Here is a 20,041-nt window from a genome sequence, read left to right on the forward strand (position 1 = left end):
ATGGTTGCCGACCGGCGTTATTTCGTTACTAGATCGCGGAGTTTTTGGCCATGATCCGGGCTTCGCGAAATAATGCTGGCCCAAATGGTGTTGTTTGCTTTTTCTACGTAAGCCGCGCTTTCTTTGGCGTCAAAACTAATGGTTTCGATACCTGCAGCCGCTTGACGTTTTTTCTCCTCTTCCCACATTTTTGCATTGTCGAGGTTAAGGTCTTCCATCCAGCGTGCAGCGTTATTCAGAATTTCCTTTTGTTTGTCGTTGAGCTTGTTCCAGGTGTTTGCGTTTATTAGTACACCAACCTCTGTGTTGTAAAAACCAGGCTCAACACGATATTTGGTTTGTTCCTGAAGACTGAGGTCGAAAATGCCCGATACAGGCCAGCCGTACCCGTCGACGACCCCCCGTTCGAGTGCTGTGTAAAGCTCGCCAGGGGCGATAGTTAACACCGAGCCTCCCAATGATTCAAAGAATGAGCGATAGATTGGGATGCCGCGCAGTCGCAATCCTTTCAGATCTGGCGAAGAGATCGATTTTTTCAGGAAAAGGTGATAGGGCATTTGATCAATGGCGCGACCAAGATATCGTGCATTGAGTTTCTCTCCCCAGATTTTGTTGATGTAGTCGTAAGCACCGTTTTTGTGCCATTCCTGGACGGGTACCGTGCTGACCGACAGCGCATCTGATTCGGGGAGCAGGTTCGTGTAGAAATTGCCGGTGACGTTTGCCATATCGATAACGCCAGCTTTGATTGCGTTGCCGACTTCGAATGGGGGCATTACTTTTGCCCCGCCGCCCAGATATTGAATCTGTATGTCGCCTTTTCCGTCTTCGTTCACCTTCTTGACAAACTTCTCGAAGTTTTGCGAGAAGAAGTTGCCTTCAGGCCATGCACTCACAGCCCGAATAGTAATTTGTTCGGCTTGGGCTGAAGTGCTCATTGCGAGTGTTATGGATGCTGCTGCCAGCAGAAATCGCTTGGTAAGTGTCATGATTGTCTCCTCTGGTTTTTGGGGGGGCTGCGTATTTATGTATTTTGTGAAAGGCGAGCGCTGCAACAATACTGCTGAGCCCTTGTTACAGGAAGGTCAGCCCGCCGTCTACGATTAATGACTGACCCGTAATAAAGCGGCTATCTTCCGATGCCAGGAATACGGCGACGCCAGTCAAGTCTTCGGGGTTCTCTTCCCTGGGTATAGAGCGCATCGCTATTTGCGCTTGTTTTTGCGCCGCCGTTACCGTTTCCCTCGAGATTTCCGTATCGGTTGCGCCCGGCAATATGGCGTTGACAGTAATGCCGTCGCGTCCAAGTTCTTTAGCCATAGAGCGGGTCATGCCTATAACTGCAGCTTTGGATGTCGTGTAGTGAAGATAATGCGGCCGGCCCATTGTTACTGCTGCGGACGAAATGTTGATGATGCGGCCCCAATTGTTTTTGCGCATTGTCGGCAGGAACGCTTTAACCATTAGCAGAGTGCCAGTGATGTTGACGTGCAGTACTTTTGTCCACTCGTCCATTGGGATTTCTTCGAAAGGCCGCATTTTGAGCGTCGAGAAAATGGCCGCATTGTTGATCAGGATGTCGGCCTGCCCATATGCCTCTAAGACTTTTTGATGCGCGTTTTGAACCGAGGACTCATTGCCGATATCGACGGCGACTGAAATGCATTGCCCGCCATTGGCCTGGACTTCGGCGGCGACATTGGCAACGCCTTCTGTGTTGATGTCTAACGCCGCAACTTTGTAGCCCAATGCCCCAAATCTATGAGCATAAGCCCGCCCAATGCCCTGCGCTGCGCCTGAGATTACTACAACGCGCTGTACCGAACTGCTCGTTTCCATTCTTGTCTCCGTTTAACTAGCTGATACTGGACTTTCTTGTGTATTTGAATGTAGTCTATCGATCAGTAAACATTGATTCAATCTCGATTCAACAATCGATCAATATAAATACCTAGGACGTATGCCAGAAACGAAAAACCCCATTTCTCCCGATAGCCTGCAGGACTCAGAGCTCTTGAGCGCAAAGCAGGCTTGCGAGGTGCTTGGCGTCAAGCCTGCAACGCTTTATACGTATGTCAGCCGTGGGAAATTACATCCGGTAGGGCAGTCGACGGGGCGTGAGAGCCTTTACTTGCGTCAGGATGTCCTTGGGTTGAAAGCGCGCAGCGAGTCTCGCCTGGGTCACGGGGCGGTAGCGGCCAGCGCGATGCGTTGGGGGCAGCCGGTTATTAATACAAGCATTACCGAGATTACGAGCCGGGGGCCAAAATACCGTGGGTACTTGGCAACCGAGTTGGCGACGTACCCAGGCGCATTTGAAGGTGTTGCCGAGTTGCTTTGGTCCGGGGTGCTTCCAAGCGGTCGGCATACTTGGCCCGTCGAGCCGATGGATATCGATGTTCAGGGGGCACTTGACGGCATGCATATCGAGCGTATGCCTAGTTTGCGCATGATGCGGGTGCTTGCTATTGCAGCCACCTCTATGGGGGGTGGGACGCTGGCCGAGGAGCTCCGAAGCGGGTCTTTAACAAGTTACTCGCGTCAACTGATCTTTGCTTTTGTGGGTTGCTGCGGCATTCTAGGGATAAAGAAAAAATTTCACGAACCAGTTGGCGAGCAGCCGATTGCTGCGCACATTGTTGATGCGTTGGGCATGCCCGCAGATCCGCTCTTGGTCGATGCGATCAATGCGGCGTTGATTGTCGGGGCTGATCACGAGCTTTCACCTGCGACATTCACGGCACGTATTGCCGCTTCGGTCGGCGCTGGTTTGCATGCTTGCGTTGTTGCAGCCTTGGCAACCCAAGTTGGAAGTACGCTCGGCGGGGGCTGTGACCAAGCGGATCAATTGCTTCGGGGCTTTGCGTCGCAGGCCCAGATTCGCGTCCGAGTAGACGAGGCCGATCGTCATCGCGAAAGGCTGCCGGGTTTTGCGTTGTCTTTATACCCTGAAGGAGACCCTCGCGCTGTTTTGTTGATTGAGCTTGCGAAGAAACTAGGAAAGCAGTCCAGGCAGTCAGAGTTGGCTTTTCGGTTTATCGAGGATGTTCAGAGTCGCCTTGGTATACATCCGAACATCGAAGTGGGGCTGGCGATGTTGTGTCTGGCCGGAGGCTTGCCCGAACGCACGGCTGGGGCGCTATGGGGAATAGGTCGATCGGCAGGATGGATTGCTCATGTTCTTGAGCAACGCCTGGCGGGCTTTGTATTACGGCCGCGTGGCAATTACGCGGCACGCTAAGATTTGTGGCGAGGCCGGGGAATGGAAGTTACCCGACCTCATGCTGACTTAAATCTTGACGGTTTCGTATGTGGCGGGATGGAAAATTTCATCGACACTCATTAAGCGTGCCGAAAGCCCTTGTTTGTGATGATGGTGGACGAAGGCCTCGAGTGTTTTCCTGTTCCGATCAACCCCATATGACCAATAGTCTTCGCCCATGAGTGCTTTCGCGGCTTTCAGCTGTTCTTCTACGAAGGGAAGCGTGACTTTTGTCGCAGACGTGTCAGCCAGCTTTTCAAGAGCGAAGCGTTTTGCTTGTTCAAACGCCTTATAGACCGCATTCGCTAGCCAGGGGTGCTGCTCTAGCAGGGTTTTGCGGATGCCTACGACATGCATAATTGGGTAAATGCCCGTTCGTTTGAAGTAGTCTTTTGCCGTTGCTGTGGGGTCAGGGAATAGCCAGCCAACGTTTGGATTTGTTGCGGCGCTGCCTGCGGGCGGTCGAGGTCCAATGAAGCCGTCGATGTCGCCTCGGCTTATCATTTCTGAAATGGTTTCGCCCTCGGGTGCGTTCTCAAGCCGAATGTCGTTTGGCAGTTGGAGTTTGATTTTCTCAGGCCGACCTGGCTCTGTAATACCGCCCCTTACCCAGGTTACGCTTGAAGGCGTCACGCCGTAATCATCTTCAAGAATTGCTCGCGCCCATACGTTAGCTGTAAGTTGGTACTCTGGCAGGCCAATGCGCCGGCCGCGCAGGTCTTCGGGTCGCTTGATTCGGTCGGTGCGAACGTAAATTGAGGTATGACGAAAGGCACGTGAAAGAAATACCGGAATGGCAACATAAGCATTTTGCCCTTGTGAGGCTTTCACCAGATAGCTAGAGAACGACATTTCCGCAATATCAAACTCAGTGTTCCGGAAGGCCCGAAAAAATATCTCTTCCGGTGACAGTGTCATGTAGACCGGATCGACGCCATCAATCAGCGCATTGCCGTCCAGCAGTGCTCTGGTGCGGTCGTAGTCACCCATAGCGATAGAAAGTTGTAGTCGTGCCAATTCATGCTCCTGTATTAGTTCTACGTAAATTTGGGTCGTGGGCAGTTACGCCGTTGCCTTGTCGGATTCCCAGACAGGGCCAACTTCATGTGTTCTCCAGTCAGTCCCCTTGGGTACCATGGTCTGAAAAGCGCAGATATGCTTGGGTATGGCGTAGGTGCCAGCGCCAATGACCTCACCGGTTTCCTGGAATGCGTGCACTGCCTTAAGCATTTGCTTGCGAAACTCTGCTACGGCGATATCGCTTGCCCCAAGGTGGTCGGCGGTCCGGTTGGCAATAGCGCCCATCGTGCACCACATGGCAACGTCTTGGTTCGGGAAACCGGTGATGCCAGTGAAGTTACCTGCTTTCATGGCGTCACGATCTTGCCAGAAATTATTCTCAACAGTGCGTAGTGGCCGATAATTCTGGTCCAGGTCTACACCCACAGTTTGGCCCAAGAACTTTCGCCATTGTTCGGTATTTGGGGTTTGAGCAGGATGACCCCACGCGATGAAATAGAAAACAGTAGTGGTGTCGTCTGCCGGCACGTTAATGTTGGCGACGTTATAAAGATTGTTTGGCGGTATTAGGGCAGTTGCCGGGGCTACGAATACCGTGGAGCGCACGTAATCGTTAACGTCGGCATTATGTATCGGGATACGAATGGCGGCGTAGCGAAAGCCGTATGGCGTTCTATCGATTTGAAGCCGTGGCGCTTTGTCGTTAGATGGACGAAGCCATAGGCTGTCCGTGGCTTCTGCGCCGCTGACTGATTCTGTGGAGACCATATCAGAAGAGTGCAGGCTCGAGCTATGTGCTGAGTCGATTGCGCCTTCGAGAATTTGGGCCCAGTTGCAAGGTAGAACGGCCTTTGCAATAGTGACTTGTGTATCTGCCGTTGGCGCCCATGCCGGCGGCTGAAACTCTGGGATAGCATCTTGCGGACCCATATAGGCCCAAATCATACCGCCCCATTCTTTAACGGGGTAGGCCGGATGTTTGATGCCGGCCGCCATGCGATTGCCACCCGGTTCGGAGACCATCTCGAGAATGTTTCCGTGAATATCGAATTTCCAGCCGTGATACAAGCAGCGCAGTCCCCCCTCTTCGTTTCGGCCCAAGGCTAGAGATGGACCCCGATGAGGACAGTGTTCTGCGATGACGCCTACTTTGCCTGAGGTATCTCGGAATACGACAAGGGGTTCCCCGAATATTTTTGCTTTTACGGGTGTGCCGTCGGGTTCTGCGACTTCTTCCCCAAGACAGACAGGCGTCCAGTGACGTCGCATCAGTTGCCCCATCGGAGCGTCTCCGGTAACTCGGCAAAGAAGATCGTTTTCTTCGGGTGTCATGACTACCTCCGTTTATGTTGTCGCGCGCAAATGAATGCGCCTGTGGTGACCAGCATTTATTGTTAGATATCTAACTATATTTGGACTATATTATTAGATATCTAACTTAGTGGCAATATGTTTAGGGGGGCGAATGGAGAAGAAACCGATCGGGTTGGGTGTCGTGGGTTTGGGGCGCGCGTTTACGCTGATGCTTCCTACGTTTGTTCAGGACGAGCGAATCCGCTTGGTGGCGGCCGTTGATCCCCAGCCGGGTCCCTGCGCGCAATTCGAGGTGGATTTTGGTGGACGCGTATATGACTCAGTGAAGGCGCTTTGCGGCGATCCGTTGGTTGAGGCTGTGTATATTGCATCCCCCCACCAGTACCATGCTGAGCATGTCGCTATAGCGGCGTCAGCTGGTAAGGCGGTGCTTGTAGAAAAGCCCCTGGCCATAACGCTGGAAGATTGCACACGTATTGTGGACGTAGCACATGAGGCAGGGGTTCCTATCGTGGTGGGACATTCGCATAGCTTTGACGGCCCTGTTTTGCATGCTGCTCGATTGATACAGTCAGGCACTTTGGGTAGGCCTCGAATGTTGCATACGATGAATTACACAGATTATCTATACCGTCCGAGGCGACCAGAGGAGCTGGATACGCGTCAGGGTGGCGGGGTTGTGTTCAGTCAGGCTGCTCATCAGGTTGATATCGTGCGCTTGCTACTTGGTGGCGAGGCTGTGAGTGTTAGAGCGTACACAGGTTGTTGGGACGCGACACGACCTACCGAAGGCGCCTATATGGCGCTGGTTGGATTTGAGGGCGGGGCGTTTGCTTCGTTGACTTACAGTGGCTTTGCGCATTACGACAGTGATCAATTAATGGGCAACATTAGCGAGATGGGTGAAATAAAGCCATTGGATGCCTATGGTCAGATACGTGCCCGATTAGCATCGGCGAATGCGGAGCAGGAGGCTCTACTTAAGGCCGCTCGTAACTACGGCGGCAGTGCCTATCGCCCGATGTCGGTTTCCGCGGGGGCCTATCATCAGCACTTTGGGCCTGTAATTGTTTCGATGGATCATGCAGATATTAGTTTGACGCCGGAAGGGTTATGGGTGTGTGGAAATACACAACGGGAACTCCGGCCAACGCCGAAATGTGATGTGCCTCGGGTCGAGGTGGTTGATGAGTTATGGGCTAGCGTGCGCGAGGTGCGCCCACCGTTACATTCTGCGGCTTGGGCACGAGCAAACATCGAGGTGTGTCTGGCCATTTTGGAGTCTGCCCGAACTGGCAAAGAGGTACGCTTATCCCATCAGGTAAAGGCCGGGATCGTGGCTTAGAGTACTGCGTAAATTTTGGAGCGTTATTGGTAATGACTGAGAAGAATGTTGTCCTGGGCCGTCGCGACTGGCTGGAATCAATCCCGCAAGACCGTTTGGCACACCTGATTAAAGATGCCCGGCGCGCCATGGAGAGGTCGCTTCAAATTCGACTTATAGATCACTCGGTTTCATTCGGGCATTGGTCTTTTTTGCGCATATTGTGGGAGCACGACGGATTAACTCAGCGCGAATTGAGCGAAATTGCGGGGATGTCGGCGCCAACAACATTAGCGGCGATCCGCGCGATGGAGTCTTTGGGCTACGTCGAGCGTAAGCAAAAATCGGGGAATCGAAAGAACGTTTATCTATACCTTACCGATTCAGGCAAGTCGTTAAAGACAACCCTCCTGCCGCTTGCCGAGGAAGTTAATGCTTTGGCTGTGCAAGGTCTTTCTGTACAGGAAGTGCTTATAGCGAGAAAAGTGTTGGCCAAAGTTATTGAAAATCTGGCTATGGATGAGCAAGAGCTGCTGCACTCTGAGAATAGAAAAGTACCCTCAACACGACATCTGGCCCGACTAAGGTTGGCAGAAGAAGCGGATGAGGTTTAATTCATTAACGTCAATCTGTACTGCCCTCAGTTGACCTCGTTAGCTCTTTGTTTCCAGAGATTCCAGGCCCGGATGACTTGTGTTTCGATCGTTTCAGTAGCTGCTGCAGCCTCTTTCTCCGAGAGGTAGCGTGGTTGCCCAAGCTGTAATGCTTGCAGTTGCGTCTTTGCGTTAATTTCAGCGTACACGGCGCGATACACAACTTTCTTTAGGTCATCTGCCACGACGGTAGACCCGTGGCCTCGCATCAAAACGAGTGTTTTCTTATCCAGGGTTCGAGCTAGGGCCTTTCCTAGAGGTGGGTCGGTAATCAGAAGATTGCTGCCGTCTCCGATTTCATCGCTGATTTCAAATATCGGTGCGCCAATGCCCAAGAAACCAGCCATGTGACAAACGGGTCGAAGTGGAGCGGTGCGCACAACACTAAACGGAACGACGGAGGGTGAGTGGCTATGTACGATGGCCATGACGTCCGGGCGAGCTTTGTAGATCTCTCCGTGGATGAACCGCTCCAGATATACCTTCCTACCATTTGCATCAAGGGGCCGACTGTCCAGGTCATATTGAATAATATCTTCGGCCGCAACTTGACCTGGGGCCATGTTGCGACACAACAGGTAGCGTTTTGGATTCTCGGGGTGTCGAACGCTCACATGACCAAAGGCGTCTAACACACCCTGGGCGTACAGAATGTGGTTAGCCGTTACCAGGTCGTTGATTAGCTCAGCGTTGGCTGGGGTTAGGTGATCAATATCTGTTGAGTCCGTATCTGTCGAAAGCGGTTGGGCTGTATCCATGATTGTGCGACCTCTGTAATGGGCAAAAGTGGCTTTGTTGCTTGTGTTGTTGGTATATACGCCTACTAGGTTAGTGCCGGGCACCCGAGCCGTCTATTTTGAGATCGCTATACTCTATATCAATAAAATTGATAAGCGGTGTTTTTAAATGCTCAACAGTTCAATCAAGAACCTGGATCTTCGCTTGCTTGCGGTGTTTGATGAAATGTTTAGAACGGGCAGTGTGTCTGCGACAGCAGAGGCTTTGCATATGACCCAACCGGCGGTAAGCATGTGTTTGTCGCGTTTGCGACGACAGTTCGGTGATGCGTTGTTTGTTCGTACAAATGCGGGGATGGCACCAACGCCGCATGCGTTGTCGCTGCAGGAACCTTTGGGCAAAGCTTACCGCTTATTGTGCGACGCGACGAGCTCAAGGGATCCGTTCGATGCGGGTACCTCAAATCGGGTGTTTCGCATTGCGATGGCCGATGCGGGTTATTTGGCGCTCTTTAAGCCGTTGTTTGAGTTCAAGCAGCGCCAGGCGCCAAACATCAGTTTCGAGTTTCGTTCGATCAGCAAGGATACAGGTGCGCTCATGGCCGAAGGCGAAATTGATTTGACGATTGCCTTTTCCCCCCAACTTGGCCCGGGCATTTATCAACAGTTATTGATCGAGCAGGATTTTGTAGGTGCAGTAAGGTGCAATCACCCTCGAATTGATCGTCAGATCTCCTGGTCGGACTACGCCGGAGAACAGCATCTGGCTGTTTCGCTGCAGGGAACCGGACATTGGGTGCTTAACAATGCTATCGAAGAGGCCGGTATCGTCAGGCATATAGGGTGGCAGGCCGAAAGTTATTTGGCTGTGCCGCCCATAATTCCCTTTAGCGATTACATAGTGACTTTGCCTAAGGCGATGGCTCGATTTTTTGCCGAGCGAGGCGTGCTCAAGTACTTTGAGCTTCCTTTCAAAACGCCACGCATACTTGTCATGCAGCATTGGCACGAGCGATTTCATCGTGATCCGGGCGTAGTTTGGTTGCGCAAGGTAATGTTTGAACTATTCAGGGATTTGTGAGACGGTAGCACCTGTTCGCGTATCAATTAATGTGAACTAGAAGAGTATGCTTCGGTAAACAAAATAAAGGGGGGGGCTATGGGCGAGTTGACTGATGAAGAGGCTTTTTTCGCCGCGAGAGGCTTTGGTGTAAAGATCGGGTTTGGTAAGCGACCGGTGGTGCTGGTTATTGATTTGACGAAAGGGTTTACCGATGCTCGAAGGCCGCTAGGTGCTGATCTTTCCAGTCAAATAAAGGCGGCAAACGACATTCTCGCTTCCGCCAAAAATAAGGGGGTGCCAGTAATTTTTACTTCCGTTAGATACGACAACCCCAATTTGATTGATGCTGGCATATGGGCGATGAAACAAAAGGGCGTTGCTAGTCTATTGGCCAGTGGAGATGGGCACGAATTAGATGAACGGTTAAGCACCGACAAACAGGACATAAGGCTATACAAGAAGTACGCATCCTGTTTCTGGGGCACTGACTTATTGTCGATACTTATCAACTTGGGCGTTGATACTGTGATTATGGTTGGAACTTCTACTAGCGGTTGCGTCAGGGCTACGGCTGTTGATGCCTGTCAGGCGGGCTTCCGTCCAATGGTTGTGGAAGAGGGCGTTGGAGACCGATCGGAAGCCTCGCATCGTCAGAGCTTGTTCGATTTAAATGCGAAGTATGCCGATGTGGTCTCGCTAAGAGAAACACTAGATTATTTAAGCGGCCTCCCTACCCCATCCGCACCACCGGCTTGATGGTGACGCCTTTGTCCATGTCTTCCATGGCCTGGTTAATGTTGGCCAGGTCATAGAACTTAAGTAGCCGGTCGAACGGGAAGCGGCCTTGGCGGTAGAGCTCGATCATTTGCGGGATGAAAATGTCGGGGACGCTGTCGCCCTGGTGTATGCCGCGCACGGTGCGGCCGCCCAGTACCATTTGCAAAATATTGACTTGGGCGTCGGCGCCCTTGGCGGTGTTGATCAGGCCGCATACGCCGCGCGGGGCCAAATGGTTGACGGCGTTCTTGATCAGGGGCAGGCTGCCTGTGGTGTCTACTACGTAGTTCAGGCCTTCGGGGGCCAAGCTGCGAATGACATCAAAGGTTTCTTCTTTTGCACCGTTGATGGTGTGTGTCGCTCCTAGCTCCATCGCCAAGCCCAGACGCGAGTCCTGGGTGTCGACGGCAATAATGGTGGCGGCGCCGCACAGGCGTGCGGCCATGACGGCGGCCAGCCCGACCGATCCGGTACCCAAAATGGCAATACGGCTGCCGGCCGCTACTTTTAATGAATTGATGACTGCACCGGCGCCTGTCTGGATGCCGCAGCCCAGCGGGCCCAGCAGCTCAAGGTCGACGGATTTGTCGACCGGGACCACGGTGCGCTCGGTGCACAGGCTGTAGGTGCCAAACGAAGACTGGCCGAAGAAATGGCTGTGAACAGGTTCATTGCCGGCTTTCAAGGCGGTAGTGCCGTCGATGCGCTTGCCCGAAAAGGCATGTCGCCCCAAATGCTGGCAGTAGACTGAGTCGCCCTTGCGGCAGCTTTGGCAAGTACCGCACGAGTCAAACGAAATGACGACGTGGTCGCCCGGCTTGACCTTTTGTACCGATCGACCCACGCGCTCGACAATGCCTGCACCTTCGTGGCCCAGTACGATGGGCTTGGGTACAAAAACGTCGGAATTACGCATGTTGACGTCGGTGTGGCAGATACCCGTTGCAACGACGCGAACCAGGACTTCGTTATCACGGGGGGCTTCAAGCGTGAGGGTTTCGATGGAAAATGGTTCGCCGGACTTGCGGCTGACTGCTGCGGTAATTTCTGTCGTCATGTCTTGTGTGAGTTAATGCTGGGCGGCGGGAAATGGCTGCTGTTTGTTAGTTGACGCTGGCTTCGACGGGCTGGGCCTGCGTTGCATCGGCTTGGGCCAGACGCTGAACGATACGGCGTGCCGAAATGGCGCCGCTGTCGGCCCGGATACTGATGTCTGGGTTGGCGCGCGTGTCGGTTTCGATAAGTTGCTGTTGGGCTTCCAGGACCTCAACGTCTTCCAGAAACGTTTTCAGAATCTGATCGTTGATCATCTGGGTGAGATTGTCGTCATCTAGCGCAAAACAGCGGGTGATCGTCCAGAAGTACAGACTGCTGCGCTCGTCGATAGGGGTAATCGAATTGATCGAAAACCAGCGCATGCCTTGTTCAAGGTCGTCGACACCGGCAGGGTAGCCGCGGGCGTCAATTGAAACGTTGGCCGGCATCTGAAAGCGGATGACCTGCCAGCGGTCGATGTTGCCGGTGAAGCCGCGCACTTTCTTGAACAGCGGCGGTGGCGGGGTGTTGCGCATGATGCGCTGTACATGCACTTCGTTGCCTTCGACGCGGTATTCCATAGGGGTTTCGACAATAGCCGAGTTGCCAATGGTTTTGCCGTGCACATAGGTTTCGTGGGTCAGGTCGAGCAGGTTGTCTGTGAGTAACTGATAGTTGGCATTGACTTTCAGGCAACCGCCGGTGGCCAGCCAGCCGGGCATGTCGTTGTACTGGAACTCGGGCAGCAGTGATTCGTCGGCCTTGTCGGGGTCGCCCATCCATACCCAGATCCATTTCCATTTTTCAATGACCGGGTAACGGCGCACCTGCATGGCTGGCGGGATTTTGTCCTGACCAGGAATGTGCGTGCATTTGCCGGAGCAATCGAACGTGATGCCGTGGTAGCCGCACTGAACGGCGTCGCCCACCAAGTTGCCTTTGGACAGAGACGCACGACGGTGCGCGCAGCGGTCTTCAAGGACGGCGACTTCGCCGGCTTCGGTGCGAAACAGAACCAGGGGTTCGCCGGTGATCCAGCGCTGGGTCAGGTGGCGACCGATTTCATTGCCCCATGCTGCAACATACCAGGCATTCTTGATAAACATTGTTGTCTCCTGCGGTGTTTCTTAACCGGCGCGCGCAGTCTTGGGCTGCTTTGGCGCCGGTGTCATGTGTGTTGCTTATTTGGTTTCGAGGTAGAAGTGCTTGGTCTTCATGAAGTCGTACATGCCTTCCCAACCGTGCAGTTTGCCGTAACCACTGTCGCCGTAGCCGCCGGTTTCGACTTCGGCAAACAGCCGGTTGTGGCTATTGCACCAGACGTTGCCAAAGTTCAGGCGTGATGCCATGCGGCGCGCCAGCAGGGCGTTTTCCGTCCAGACGCTGGACGCCAGGCTGTAGCGCGTGGCATTGGCCCGCGAAACAGCTTCGTCTTCTGACGTAAAGCGTTCGAGCACGAGAATGGGGCCGAAGAGTTCATCTTGAATAAACGGCGAGTTCAGATCGTCGACTTCGATCAGGCTGGGTCGGATGAACGCCCCTTTGGCCAGATCGCCGCCCGGAATCTCGCCTTTCAGGACGACTCTTGCTTCGCGCTCGGCTTTGGCGACCAGGTCGGCAATGCGATCGCGGTTGCGAATGTCGATCAGGCAGCCCATTTGCGCTTCGGGGTCAGTGCCCGGGCCGACTTTAAGGTTCTTCAGGGCCTGGGTCAGGCGGGCGCGGAACTCGTCGTAGATGCTGTCGTGGACCAGAACACGCGCAATGGCGGTACATTGCTGGCCGGCCATGACCATGCCGCCGGCCACAATGCCCGCGACGGTTTTGTCCATGTTGCAGTCGGGGAAAACAATGGCAGGTGCTTTGCCGCCCAGTTCGAGGGACAGGCGCTTGAGCGTGCCGGCGGTGGCTGCGGCAATCAGCTTGCCCACATGTGAAGACCCGGTGAAACTGATGACGTCGACATCGATGGTGTCGCACAGATAGCGAGATACGTCGGTTCCCGATTCAATGACCGAGTTGATAATGCCTTTAGGCATGCGCTCGTCGTTGACGACACATTCGAGCGCCAGGTTATTGGCGATGCAAGTTTGGAATGCGGGCTTGATGACGACTGAGCAGCCTGCCGCCAGGGCGGGTGCCAGTGAGCGGATCAGCAACGTGATGGGCGCGTTCCAGGGCAAAATAATGGCAGCGACACCTGCGGCTTCGCGGTCTAGCGTAGAAAAACAGCCGGGCTCAATTTCAAGGATACGACCAAATTGGTTGCGTGCCAGACCGGCGTAGTACTTCAGCTCAGAAACGCCAGCCATGATTTCACCGATGGCTTCACGGCGTAATTTGCCGTTAACTTTAACGATCCAGTCGGCAATTTCGTCTTTACGGGCTTCGAGGTTGGTCGCAAAGGTCAGTAAGACCTCGGCCCGAACCCGGGGGCTTTGCTTCCAGTTTGTGTCGTTGAATGCGCGTCGAGCGGCAGCAACGGCGGCCTGCGCTTCGGCAGTGGTTCCGTCGCAGAAGTCCATCACATGTTCAGACGTGGCGGGATTAAGAATGGGACCGGTGGTGGCAGTGCCTGAAACGGCGGTGACCCATTGGCCGTCGATGTAATGGTGTGCAAGTGTCATGATGAGTTTGTCTCCGGGCTAATACTAAGGTTATTAGAAAGGACTCGGGGGTATCATGGAAATTTGAATATAAAATGAATTAATAATAATAGTTTATGAATATAAGTTTTCGGCAGATCAAAGCGTTTTTGCATGTGGCGCGGCTGGGTAATTTCACACGCGCCGCCGAACAGATGCACGTCACGCAAGCCGGCCTCAGCATCATGATGCGCGAGCTCGAGTCGCAACTTAATTGTCGCTTGTTCGACCGCACCACCCGTAACGTTACGCTAACCGCCGCTGGGCAAGAGTTCCTGCCGGTGGCGTCTCGTATGGTGCAAGAGCTGGAATCGTCTGCCCAGTACCTGGGCGAACTGACCGACCGTGCGAATCAGACTTTGAATGTTGGTGTGACGCCGTTGGTGGCCTCCAATATTTTGCCGGCGGCATGCCGGATGTTCCGCCTGATGCACCCGGAGGTCAACATTCGTCTGGTCGATGCCATACCGGCGCAAGTGCAGCATATGGTCGAAGGCGGCGAGCTTGATTTCGGTCTGGGGGCTTTTTTCAAGCCGACGTCCGGTGTCGAGCTCGTGTCATTGTTCGAGTATCAACTGATGTGGGTGGCGCCAGTCGATTTCAATGCGCCTGAGGGCGGGCCGCTGCCCGATGCCAAGGTTATTCCGTGGTCAAGCCTGATCGACGTGCCGCTGATGGGGTTGCCGCCCGAAAACCGCATTCAGCAAGTGGTCGAGAAACACCTGGCGGCCATAGGCCGAGCCAACGAAGAGCGCCTGACCCTGAATAATTTTGAAACCGTGATTGCGATGGTGTCTTCGGGGCTGGGTACGGCTATTGTGCCATCGTATGCCAATGCGGCTTGCAAGCGTTATGGTGTGCGCACCGCTATTATTAATGAGCCAGCGGCGTCGCTGAGTTTTTATCGCATTACCAAACGGGGGCGTGCCGAGGCCGTACTTATGCCCGATTTTATCGATGCGTTTGTGTCGGCTGTGCCGATACATACCCTTTAAGCCATTGTTGCAGGGGGCTTGTTATGAATTCATCCGTGTCAGACGTCCGAGTACAGGCGCTGCGCAGTTATACCGTCCCGGACCATGTCGACCCGATCGGCATGCCGAACCGAGTCTGGCCTGGCGTTGCGCCGGGTTTTTTCGGGGGCATGTCGGTGGCACAAGCACCGCTGGCCCGGTTGGCCAGGCAAGTGGCTTCGGGCGAGGTCAATCCGGTTGACCGGGTGCAGCATTTCCTCAAAGTGATTGCCGAACAAGCCGCATTAAATGTGTTCATTCATGTCGATGCCGATGGGGCGCTTCAAAAGGCACGGCAATTGCAGCGCCAAATTGCCGACGGACGTGATCCGGGGCCGTTGGCAGGCATGGTGTTTGCCGTTAAAGACTGTATTCCGGTGGCCGGTTTGCCGTATCAGGCGGGGTCGCTGTCCATCAGTAGGCAAGTTGCCCGACAGAGCGCGCCTGCAGTGGCCCGGCTTGAGGCCGCGGGTGCCATCGTTATTGGCATGTCAAATATGCATGAGCTGTCGTATGGCGGCCTGTCGAATAACGTGCATTTTGGTGCGGTAGGTCACCCGCTCGATGCTTCTTGTGTGCCAGGTGGTTCAAGCGGTGGTTCGGCTGCTGCCGTAGCCGCAGGTATGGTTGACTTTGCTTTGGGCACTGACGCGGCCGGTTCAGTGCGCATGCCAGCGGCGTTGTGTGGGCTGGTGGGGTTCAAAGCCAGTTACGACGTCATTCCGCGCGACGCGGTGATACCGTTGACCTTTACCCTCGATCATGTGGGCCCGTTAACCAAAACCGTGGCAGACGCTGCCCTGCTGAGCACCTTGATGGTACAGGCAGCGCCTGAGGCTGCCGATACCGAGGCCACGACGTTTGCGCTGGATGACATTACCGCGTTTTGCCCGCAAAACTTATTTCACGATATGTTGCAGCCCAGTGTGCAGGCGGCATACGGTAGTGCACTACATAAATTGCAGCAGGCCGGGTTGCAGATGCGACAGGGCAACATTGCTGCGCTTGATCAGGCGCCCGCCATCCAGCATGTGACGTTGGCTGCCGAGGCAGCGCAGGTTCACGATAACTGGGCATTACGTCGTCCAGAACACATTGCACCCGACATCAGGGCACGACTCGAGGCCGGCAAAGCGATTTCAGCTGTCGATTACATCAAAGCCCAGCGCTTGCGTACAGTTCTGACTGAAGCGTTATCGGCTCCACTAGAGGGGCCTGCGTCTGTGATGGTGACCCCAACTGCATTAACGGTTGCGTGTCCAGCCGATGCTGTGATTCATCACGGCAATCAAGCTATTGCTGCGCGTACCGTACTCACACGATTGACCTCTCCGTTCAACTTGACGGGTATGCCGGCTATTTCCATACCTTGCGGTGTAGATGCGGCTGGCTTCCCGGTCGGCTTGCATATTGCCGGTAAGTTGGGTGATGATGCTTTGGTTTTGGCGGCAGCCGCCGCGTTTGAGGCCGTGTTGATGTAAAGCATCAGCGTCGACGGTCTATGGATAAAGAATTATGGAAAATCTTGATCTGGTTGTATTGCGCGCGCTGAAAGACTGGCGTCTGGCGGGCAAGCGCGGGCTGCTGGCAACCGTGGTACGCACCTGGGGTTCTTCGCCTCGGCCTGTCGGCTCGACCATGGCGCTTTGCGAAGATGGTTCGGTGGTGGGGTCGGTGTCGGGCGGTTGCATTGAAGACGATCTGATTTACCGGTTTACCAAAGCCTATGCTGGGGCGCCGCAGAACGAAGACATGCCGCATGGGGCGCCGCGATTTTTAAAGTACGGGATCAAGGCCGACGAGGCCCACCGGTTTGGTTTGCCCTGCGGCGGCACACTAGAGCTGTTGCTGGAATTCGACCCCGATGCCCAGGCGCTGGCCACACTTATTGCATCGCTCGAGCAAGGCAAGCTCATGCAGCGCAGCGTCAATCTGGCCGATGGTGTGGTCATGCTTCGCGAAGCCGAGCAACCCGAAGCACTGGCTGTTTCCGATACGACGCTGGTCAACACCTTTGGGCCCGAATACCGCATGCTGCTGATCGGCGCCGGGCAATTGGCCGAATACCTGGCCACTATGGCGCTGTTTAATGGGTTTGCCGTTACCGTCTGCGATCCGCGCGAAGAATACCGAGGTAGTTGGTCGGTGCCCGGCGTCAAGGTGGTGTCCGACATGCCTGATGACGTGGTTTTGGCGTTCAAGGCCGACCGTCGTTCGTGCATTATTGCCTTAACACACGACCCTAAACTCGACGACCTGGCGCTGCTTGAGGCCCTTGAAACCGAGGCCTTTTATATCGGCGCCATCGGCTCGCGCAGCAACAACGAGGCTCGTCATCAGCGCATGATTGAGCATTTGGGCCAAACCCGCGAAACGCTGCAGCGTTTGCGCGGGCCTATCGGTATTTTTATTGGTAGTAAAACGCCGCCCGAAATCGCCGTCAGCATCATGGCCGAAGTGTTAGCCGTTAAAAACGGCGTAACCTTGCCGCGCGATATGGAAGTGGCCTATGCCAAGAACAATGCGGGTGTTGCTTCGTCGGGCGCCGACGCTATGTGTTCGATCTAGGCCAAAATTTGCGGCAGGTCGTCCCTGAACCAGCCGGTCAGACTCCAGCGTGTTTTGCGGGTGGGTAATACTTCGTGCCAGATTTGATCGCTTCTGAATACGACGAACCTGCCCGGCGTGGGTAATAGTCGGGTTACACGTTCAAGGCCGGCGTTGCCCGCTTCGTAAAGACACAGTTCGCCGCCGTCGTCGGGCCCCCAGTCTTCGTTCAGGTACAGCACGACCGAAATTTTTCGGTGGGGGCAATTGCGATGTTGATCAAGGTGTTTTTTGTACCCATAGCCACTGCCGTACCGCGCGAAATGCAGTTCTTCGCTACGCAGGCCTAAAAAGTAAGTTTGGTTCAGGGTTTGGCGCAAATCGGCCAGAAAAAGAAAGAAAGGGTGCGCGGCGTAGGGGGGGAGATGAGGGTCGACCCAGCAAATGCTGTCGCCGCGGATGTCGGTGTTTTTTTGCCGGCTTGCGTGTTGCCCGATGAGTGCATCGTGGAACTGGCCGGCTTCGAAAAGTGTTTGACTGGCCTCTTTTAATGAATGCCGCCATTCGACGGGGATGACCTCGTCGGACATGGCCCAACCCGAGGTCTCGAGGCTGGTAAAAAGCTGATCAGGGAGTGCGATCAAGATGAACGCCTAAAGCTGGAATTTTAAGCGATTTCCCCTAGTTTTCTCAAAATGCTTTAAGGGTAAAATTTTTTTGTTTCAAGCGCCTGCGCTGCGGGCCGGCCGGTGCCAATGCCCGGTATGTTCTGCAGCAGGCAGACATAGGCTAGGCAGATGACAGAATCGATTTCTTTAAAAGTATGTGTGGTGGGCGCGGGTGCGATCGGGTGCACGCTTGCAGCGAGGTTGCAGGCCGCAGGGCAGCCGGTGAATGTGCTGGCCCGAGGGGCGACGCTGGCGGCCTTGCAATCCGATGGCATTCGCCTGCACGACCTGGACGGAGAGCACCGCGTTCACGTGAATGCTAGTGACGACTGTGCCGACTTTGGCGTACAAGATATTGTGTTTGTATGCACCAAGGCACAAGCCTTGCCCGCCTTGTTGCCCACGCTGGCGCCTTTGGTGGGCAACGATACCGTGGTCGTGCCCATGGTTAACGGTGTGCCGTGGTGGTACTTTTTTGCCGAAGGTGGCCGCTTTGATGGGCAGCCGGTTCATGCGGTTGACCCTGACGGCGTCCTGACGCGTGCCTTGCCGTTAGCCAACGTGATTGGCTGCGTGGTGTTCATTACCGCTCAAGCGTTGTCGCCGGGGGTAATAAAGTCCGTCAATCCGCACCTGGTGGTCTTTGGCGAACCGTCCGGAAAACTCACCCCGCGTCTGGAACGTTTGCGCAGCATGGTAGAGCGGGCGGGTATAGAGGCGCGCGGCGTTGACCGTATTCGCGATACGCTTTGGACCAAAATTTTGGCCAATCTGACGTCCAACCCGCTGTCGGTTGTCATTGGCGGTACGCTTGATCAGTTGTATTCCGAGCCCGACATCAAACAGATTGTGGTCAAAATGCTGAATGAAGGGTTGGCTGTGGCGGCAGCCTACGGCGCGCGCATCAACTTTGACCCGCACACCTTTTTAGAACTGGCTGCCGGCATGGGCCCCGTAAAAACGTCGATGTTGCAAGATTACGAGAAAGGCCTGCCGCTCGAGCTGGCCGCTATTGGCGATGCCGTCATCGAGCTGGCAGACCGTATGAATATCCCCATGCCGGTCAGTCGCGACATTCTGGCGCTGGCGCGGTTTCGGGGCGTTCACGCCGCTACACAATAACGTTTACCCCAAGGAGACCTGACTATGTCACCCGTTACCCGCCCCGATCACTGTCCCGAGGCCGAATGGGCTTTGCGCGAACAACTGGCGTATTGCTACCGGTTGGTTGATTTTTTTGGCTGGACCGAAACTATTTTCAACCATATTTCGGCGCGTTTGCCGGGGCCTGCGCATCATTATCTGGTCAACCCCTTTGGCTTGAATTACAGCGAAGTCACTCCCGCTAACCTGCTGAAGGTTGATCTCGATGGTCATAAGCTTGAGGCCTCCGAATACGATGCAAACCCAGCGGGTTTTGCTTTGCACAGCGCCGTGCATGGTGCGCGCGACGATATCCATTGCCTGATTCATACCCATACGACGCCCATTTCGGCCGTCGCGCAAAAGCAGAACGGTTTTGATCACAACAATTTTTACGGGGCGCAGTTGTATGGGCGTGTGGGGTATCACGCCTTCGAGGGCATTACGCTGTTTGCCGACGAAAAGGCCCGCATGCTGGATAGTTTGGGTAACAAACACATTCTCGTGCTGCGTAATCATGGCGTGGCCGTGGGCGAAAGCTCCATCGAAAAAGCATTTTTCCTGCTCTGGACGGTGCAGCGCGCTGCCGAAATTCAGTGTCAGGCGGCGGCGATGGGGGGCGAGGATGTAGCGTTGTCAGACGAAATTGCACAGAAATGCGCAGACTTGACGGCCATGCTTATTCGTGAAGACGATTTCGCCGTTAAGTTCTTCAAGGCCATGGTGCGCAAAATGCATGCCGAAAAAGGGGCCTCCTGGTAGGCGATGTGTAGGGCGACTCTTCAAGTGTTACACGCAGATGGTTTAGGCTGTCATTGTTTAAGGTTAAAATTCTGCGCT

Annotated in this window: 19 protein-coding genes; 10 read left to right on the forward strand and 9 right to left on the reverse strand. The window is 54.5% G+C overall.

The features are described from left to right. Nucleotides 1-17: 17 nt before the first annotated feature. Nucleotides 18-989, reverse strand: a complete 972-nt coding sequence (gene dctP, locus CHR62_RS05465; protein ID WP_093970854.1) for a TRAP transporter substrate-binding protein DctP — start codon at nt 987-989, stop codon at nt 18-20. 85 nt (nt 990-1,074) lie between these two features. Then, nucleotides 1,075-1,839, reverse strand: a complete 765-nt coding sequence (locus CHR62_RS05470) for an SDR family NAD(P)-dependent oxidoreductase (RefSeq protein ID WP_093970855.1) — start codon at nt 1,837-1,839, stop codon at nt 1,075-1,077. Between the two features lie 121 nt (nt 1,840-1,960). On the opposite strand from CHR62_RS05470, the gene CHR62_RS05475 reads away from it, so the two are divergent. Next, a complete protein-coding gene (locus CHR62_RS05475; protein ID WP_093970856.1) occupies nt 1,961-3,241 on the forward strand; it encodes a citrate synthase in 1,281 nt (426 codons plus the stop codon). A 48-nt stretch (nt 3,242-3,289) separates the two neighbouring features. On the opposite strand, the gene CHR62_RS05480 is transcribed toward CHR62_RS05475, so the two are convergent. Both CHR62_RS05480 and CHR62_RS05485 read right to left on the reverse strand, forming a co-directional pair. Then, on the reverse strand, nt 3,290-4,279 hold the full coding sequence (locus CHR62_RS05480) for a 4,5-dihydroxyphthalate decarboxylase (protein WP_093970857.1): 990 nt from the start codon (nt 4,277-4,279) through the stop codon (nt 3,290-3,292). Nucleotides 4,280-4,324: 45 nt separating this feature from the next. Then, complete coding sequence (locus tag CHR62_RS05485; protein ID WP_093970858.1) at nt 4,325-5,614, reverse strand: Rieske 2Fe-2S domain-containing protein; 1,290 nt, start codon at nt 5,612-5,614, stop codon at nt 4,325-4,327. A gap of 133 nt (nt 5,615-5,747) precedes the next feature. On the opposite strand from CHR62_RS05485, the gene CHR62_RS05490 reads away from it, so the two are divergent. Together CHR62_RS05490 and CHR62_RS05495 are read left to right on the forward strand one after the other, a co-directional pair. Then, nucleotides 5,748-6,941: a Gfo/Idh/MocA family protein gene (locus CHR62_RS05490; protein ID WP_093970859.1), complete on the forward strand. Its 1,194-nt coding sequence runs from the start codon at nt 5,748-5,750 to the stop codon at nt 6,939-6,941. A 32-nt stretch (nt 6,942-6,973) separates the two neighbouring features. Then, nucleotides 6,974-7,534 (forward strand): MarR family winged helix-turn-helix transcriptional regulator, encoded by a 561-nt coding sequence (locus CHR62_RS05495; protein ID WP_233574886.1) that lies wholly within the window; start codon nt 6,974-6,976, stop codon nt 7,532-7,534. 26 nt (nt 7,535-7,560) lie between these two features. Here CHR62_RS05495 and CHR62_RS05500 read toward each other — a convergent pair whose 3' ends face one another. After that, nucleotides 7,561-8,331, reverse strand: a complete 771-nt coding sequence (locus CHR62_RS05500) for a class II aldolase/adducin family protein (RefSeq protein ID WP_093970860.1) — start codon at nt 8,329-8,331, stop codon at nt 7,561-7,563. Between the two features lie 148 nt (nt 8,332-8,479). Here CHR62_RS05500 and CHR62_RS05505 point away from each other — a divergent pair, with 148 nt between their 5' ends. Both CHR62_RS05505 and CHR62_RS05510 read left to right on the forward strand, forming a co-directional pair. Beyond that, nucleotides 8,480-9,391 carry a LysR family transcriptional regulator gene (locus tag CHR62_RS05505; protein WP_093970861.1) on the forward strand — a complete coding sequence of 304 codons (912 nt, stop codon included), beginning with the start codon at nt 8,480-8,482 and terminating at the stop codon, nt 9,389-9,391. 78 nt (nt 9,392-9,469) lie between these two features. Beyond that, complete coding sequence (locus CHR62_RS05510) at nt 9,470-10,129, forward strand: isochorismatase family protein (RefSeq protein ID WP_123660287.1); 660 nt, start codon at nt 9,470-9,472, stop codon at nt 10,127-10,129. Here the strand turns inward: CHR62_RS05510 and CHR62_RS05515 are convergent. The 3 genes from CHR62_RS05515 to CHR62_RS05525 form a co-directional block, all read right to left on the reverse strand. Then, nucleotides 10,104-11,207, reverse strand: a complete 1,104-nt coding sequence (locus CHR62_RS05515; protein ID WP_123660288.1) for an NAD(P)-dependent alcohol dehydrogenase — start codon at nt 11,205-11,207, stop codon at nt 10,104-10,106. The genes CHR62_RS05510 and CHR62_RS05515 overlap by 26 nt on opposite strands. A gap of 46 nt (nt 11,208-11,253) precedes the next feature. Further along, on the reverse strand, nt 11,254-12,291 hold the full coding sequence (locus CHR62_RS05520; RefSeq protein ID WP_123660289.1) for an aromatic ring-hydroxylating dioxygenase subunit alpha: 1,038 nt from the start codon (nt 12,289-12,291) through the stop codon (nt 11,254-11,256). Between the two features lie 75 nt (nt 12,292-12,366). Next, complete coding sequence (locus tag CHR62_RS05525; protein WP_093970871.1) at nt 12,367-13,812, reverse strand: aldehyde dehydrogenase family protein; 1,446 nt, start codon at nt 13,810-13,812, stop codon at nt 12,367-12,369. A 95-nt stretch (nt 13,813-13,907) separates the two neighbouring features. On the opposite strand from CHR62_RS05525, the gene CHR62_RS05530 reads away from it, so the two are divergent. From CHR62_RS05530 to CHR62_RS05540, 3 genes are read left to right on the forward strand one after another with little or no spacing between them, the layout of a single operon-like run. Next, on the forward strand, nt 13,908-14,825 hold the full coding sequence (locus CHR62_RS05530) for a LysR family transcriptional regulator (RefSeq protein ID WP_093970872.1): 918 nt from the start codon (nt 13,908-13,910) through the stop codon (nt 14,823-14,825). A 23-nt stretch (nt 14,826-14,848) separates the two neighbouring features. Continuing rightward, complete coding sequence (locus tag CHR62_RS05535) at nt 14,849-16,324, forward strand: amidase (protein ID WP_123660290.1); 1,476 nt, start codon at nt 14,849-14,851, stop codon at nt 16,322-16,324. 34 nt (nt 16,325-16,358) lie between these two features. After that, nucleotides 16,359-17,411, forward strand: a complete 1,053-nt coding sequence (locus CHR62_RS05540; protein WP_123660291.1) for an XdhC family protein — start codon at nt 16,359-16,361, stop codon at nt 17,409-17,411. Here the strand turns inward: CHR62_RS05540 and CHR62_RS05545 are convergent. Further along, on the reverse strand, nt 17,408-18,034 hold the full coding sequence (locus CHR62_RS05545; protein WP_093970875.1) for a 2OG-Fe(II) oxygenase: 627 nt from the start codon (nt 18,032-18,034) through the stop codon (nt 17,408-17,410). The two genes, CHR62_RS05540 and CHR62_RS05545, sit on opposite strands and share 4 nt — an antisense overlap. Before the next feature lie 153 nt (nt 18,035-18,187). Here CHR62_RS05545 and CHR62_RS05550 point away from each other — a divergent pair, with 153 nt between their 5' ends. Continuing rightward, nucleotides 18,188-19,180 carry a ketopantoate reductase family protein gene (locus CHR62_RS05550; protein WP_123660292.1) on the forward strand — a complete coding sequence of 331 codons (993 nt, stop codon included), beginning with the start codon at nt 18,188-18,190 and terminating at the stop codon, nt 19,178-19,180. A 24-nt stretch (nt 19,181-19,204) separates the two neighbouring features. Further along, on the forward strand, nt 19,205-19,963 hold the full coding sequence (locus tag CHR62_RS05555) for a class II aldolase/adducin family protein (RefSeq protein WP_093970877.1): 759 nt from the start codon (nt 19,205-19,207) through the stop codon (nt 19,961-19,963). Nucleotides 19,964-20,041 lie beyond the last annotated feature (78 nt).

Origin of the sequence: Pusillimonas sp. NJUB218 (genome assembly GCF_003788685.1) — a bacterium.
Lineage (GTDB): Bacteria > Pseudomonadota > Gammaproteobacteria > Burkholderiales > Burkholderiaceae_B > Neopusillimonas.

Coding starts and splice junctions, on each gene's coding strand:
- CHR62_RS05490 (WP_093970859.1), top strand. CDS start 5,748: ATGGAGAAGAAACCGATCGGGTTGGGTGTCGTGGGTTTGGGGCGCGCG.
- CHR62_RS05555 (WP_093970877.1), top strand. CDS start 19,205: ATGTCACCCGTTACCCGCCCCGATCACTGTCCCGAGGCCGAATGGGCT.
- CHR62_RS05515 (WP_123660288.1), bottom strand. CDS start 11,207: ATGACGACAGAAATTACCGCAGCAGTCAGCCGCAAGTCCGGCGAACCA.
- CHR62_RS05530 (WP_093970872.1), top strand. CDS start 13,908: ATGAATATAAGTTTTCGGCAGATCAAAGCGTTTTTGCATGTGGCGCGG.
- CHR62_RS05470 (WP_093970855.1), bottom strand. CDS start 1,839: ATGGAAACGAGCAGTTCGGTACAGCGCGTTGTAGTAATCTCAGGCGCA.
- CHR62_RS05510 (WP_123660287.1), top strand. CDS start 9,470: ATGGGCGAGTTGACTGATGAAGAGGCTTTTTTCGCCGCGAGAGGCTTT.
- CHR62_RS05495 (WP_233574886.1), top strand. CDS start 6,974: ATGACTGAGAAGAATGTTGTCCTGGGCCGTCGCGACTGGCTGGAATCA.
- CHR62_RS05500 (WP_093970860.1), bottom strand. CDS start 8,331: ATGGATACAGCCCAACCGCTTTCGACAGATACGGACTCAACAGATATT.
- CHR62_RS05525 (WP_093970871.1), bottom strand. CDS start 13,812: ATGACACTTGCACACCATTACATCGACGGCCAATGGGTCACCGCCGTT.
- CHR62_RS05540 (WP_123660291.1), top strand. CDS start 16,359: ATGGAAAATCTTGATCTGGTTGTATTGCGCGCGCTGAAAGACTGGCGT.
- CHR62_RS05550 (WP_123660292.1), top strand. CDS start 18,188: ATGACAGAATCGATTTCTTTAAAAGTATGTGTGGTGGGCGCGGGTGCG.
- CHR62_RS05505 (WP_093970861.1), top strand. CDS start 8,480: ATGCTCAACAGTTCAATCAAGAACCTGGATCTTCGCTTGCTTGCGGTG.
- CHR62_RS05485 (WP_093970858.1), bottom strand. CDS start 5,614: ATGACACCCGAAGAAAACGATCTTCTTTGCCGAGTTACCGGAGACGCT.
- CHR62_RS05520 (WP_123660289.1), bottom strand. CDS start 12,291: ATGTTTATCAAGAATGCCTGGTATGTTGCAGCATGGGGCAATGAAATC.
- CHR62_RS05475 (WP_093970856.1), top strand. CDS start 1,961: ATGCCAGAAACGAAAAACCCCATTTCTCCCGATAGCCTGCAGGACTCA.
- dctP (WP_093970854.1), bottom strand. CDS start 989: ATGACACTTACCAAGCGATTTCTGCTGGCAGCAGCATCCATAACACTC.
- CHR62_RS05535 (WP_123660290.1), top strand. CDS start 14,849: ATGAATTCATCCGTGTCAGACGTCCGAGTACAGGCGCTGCGCAGTTAT.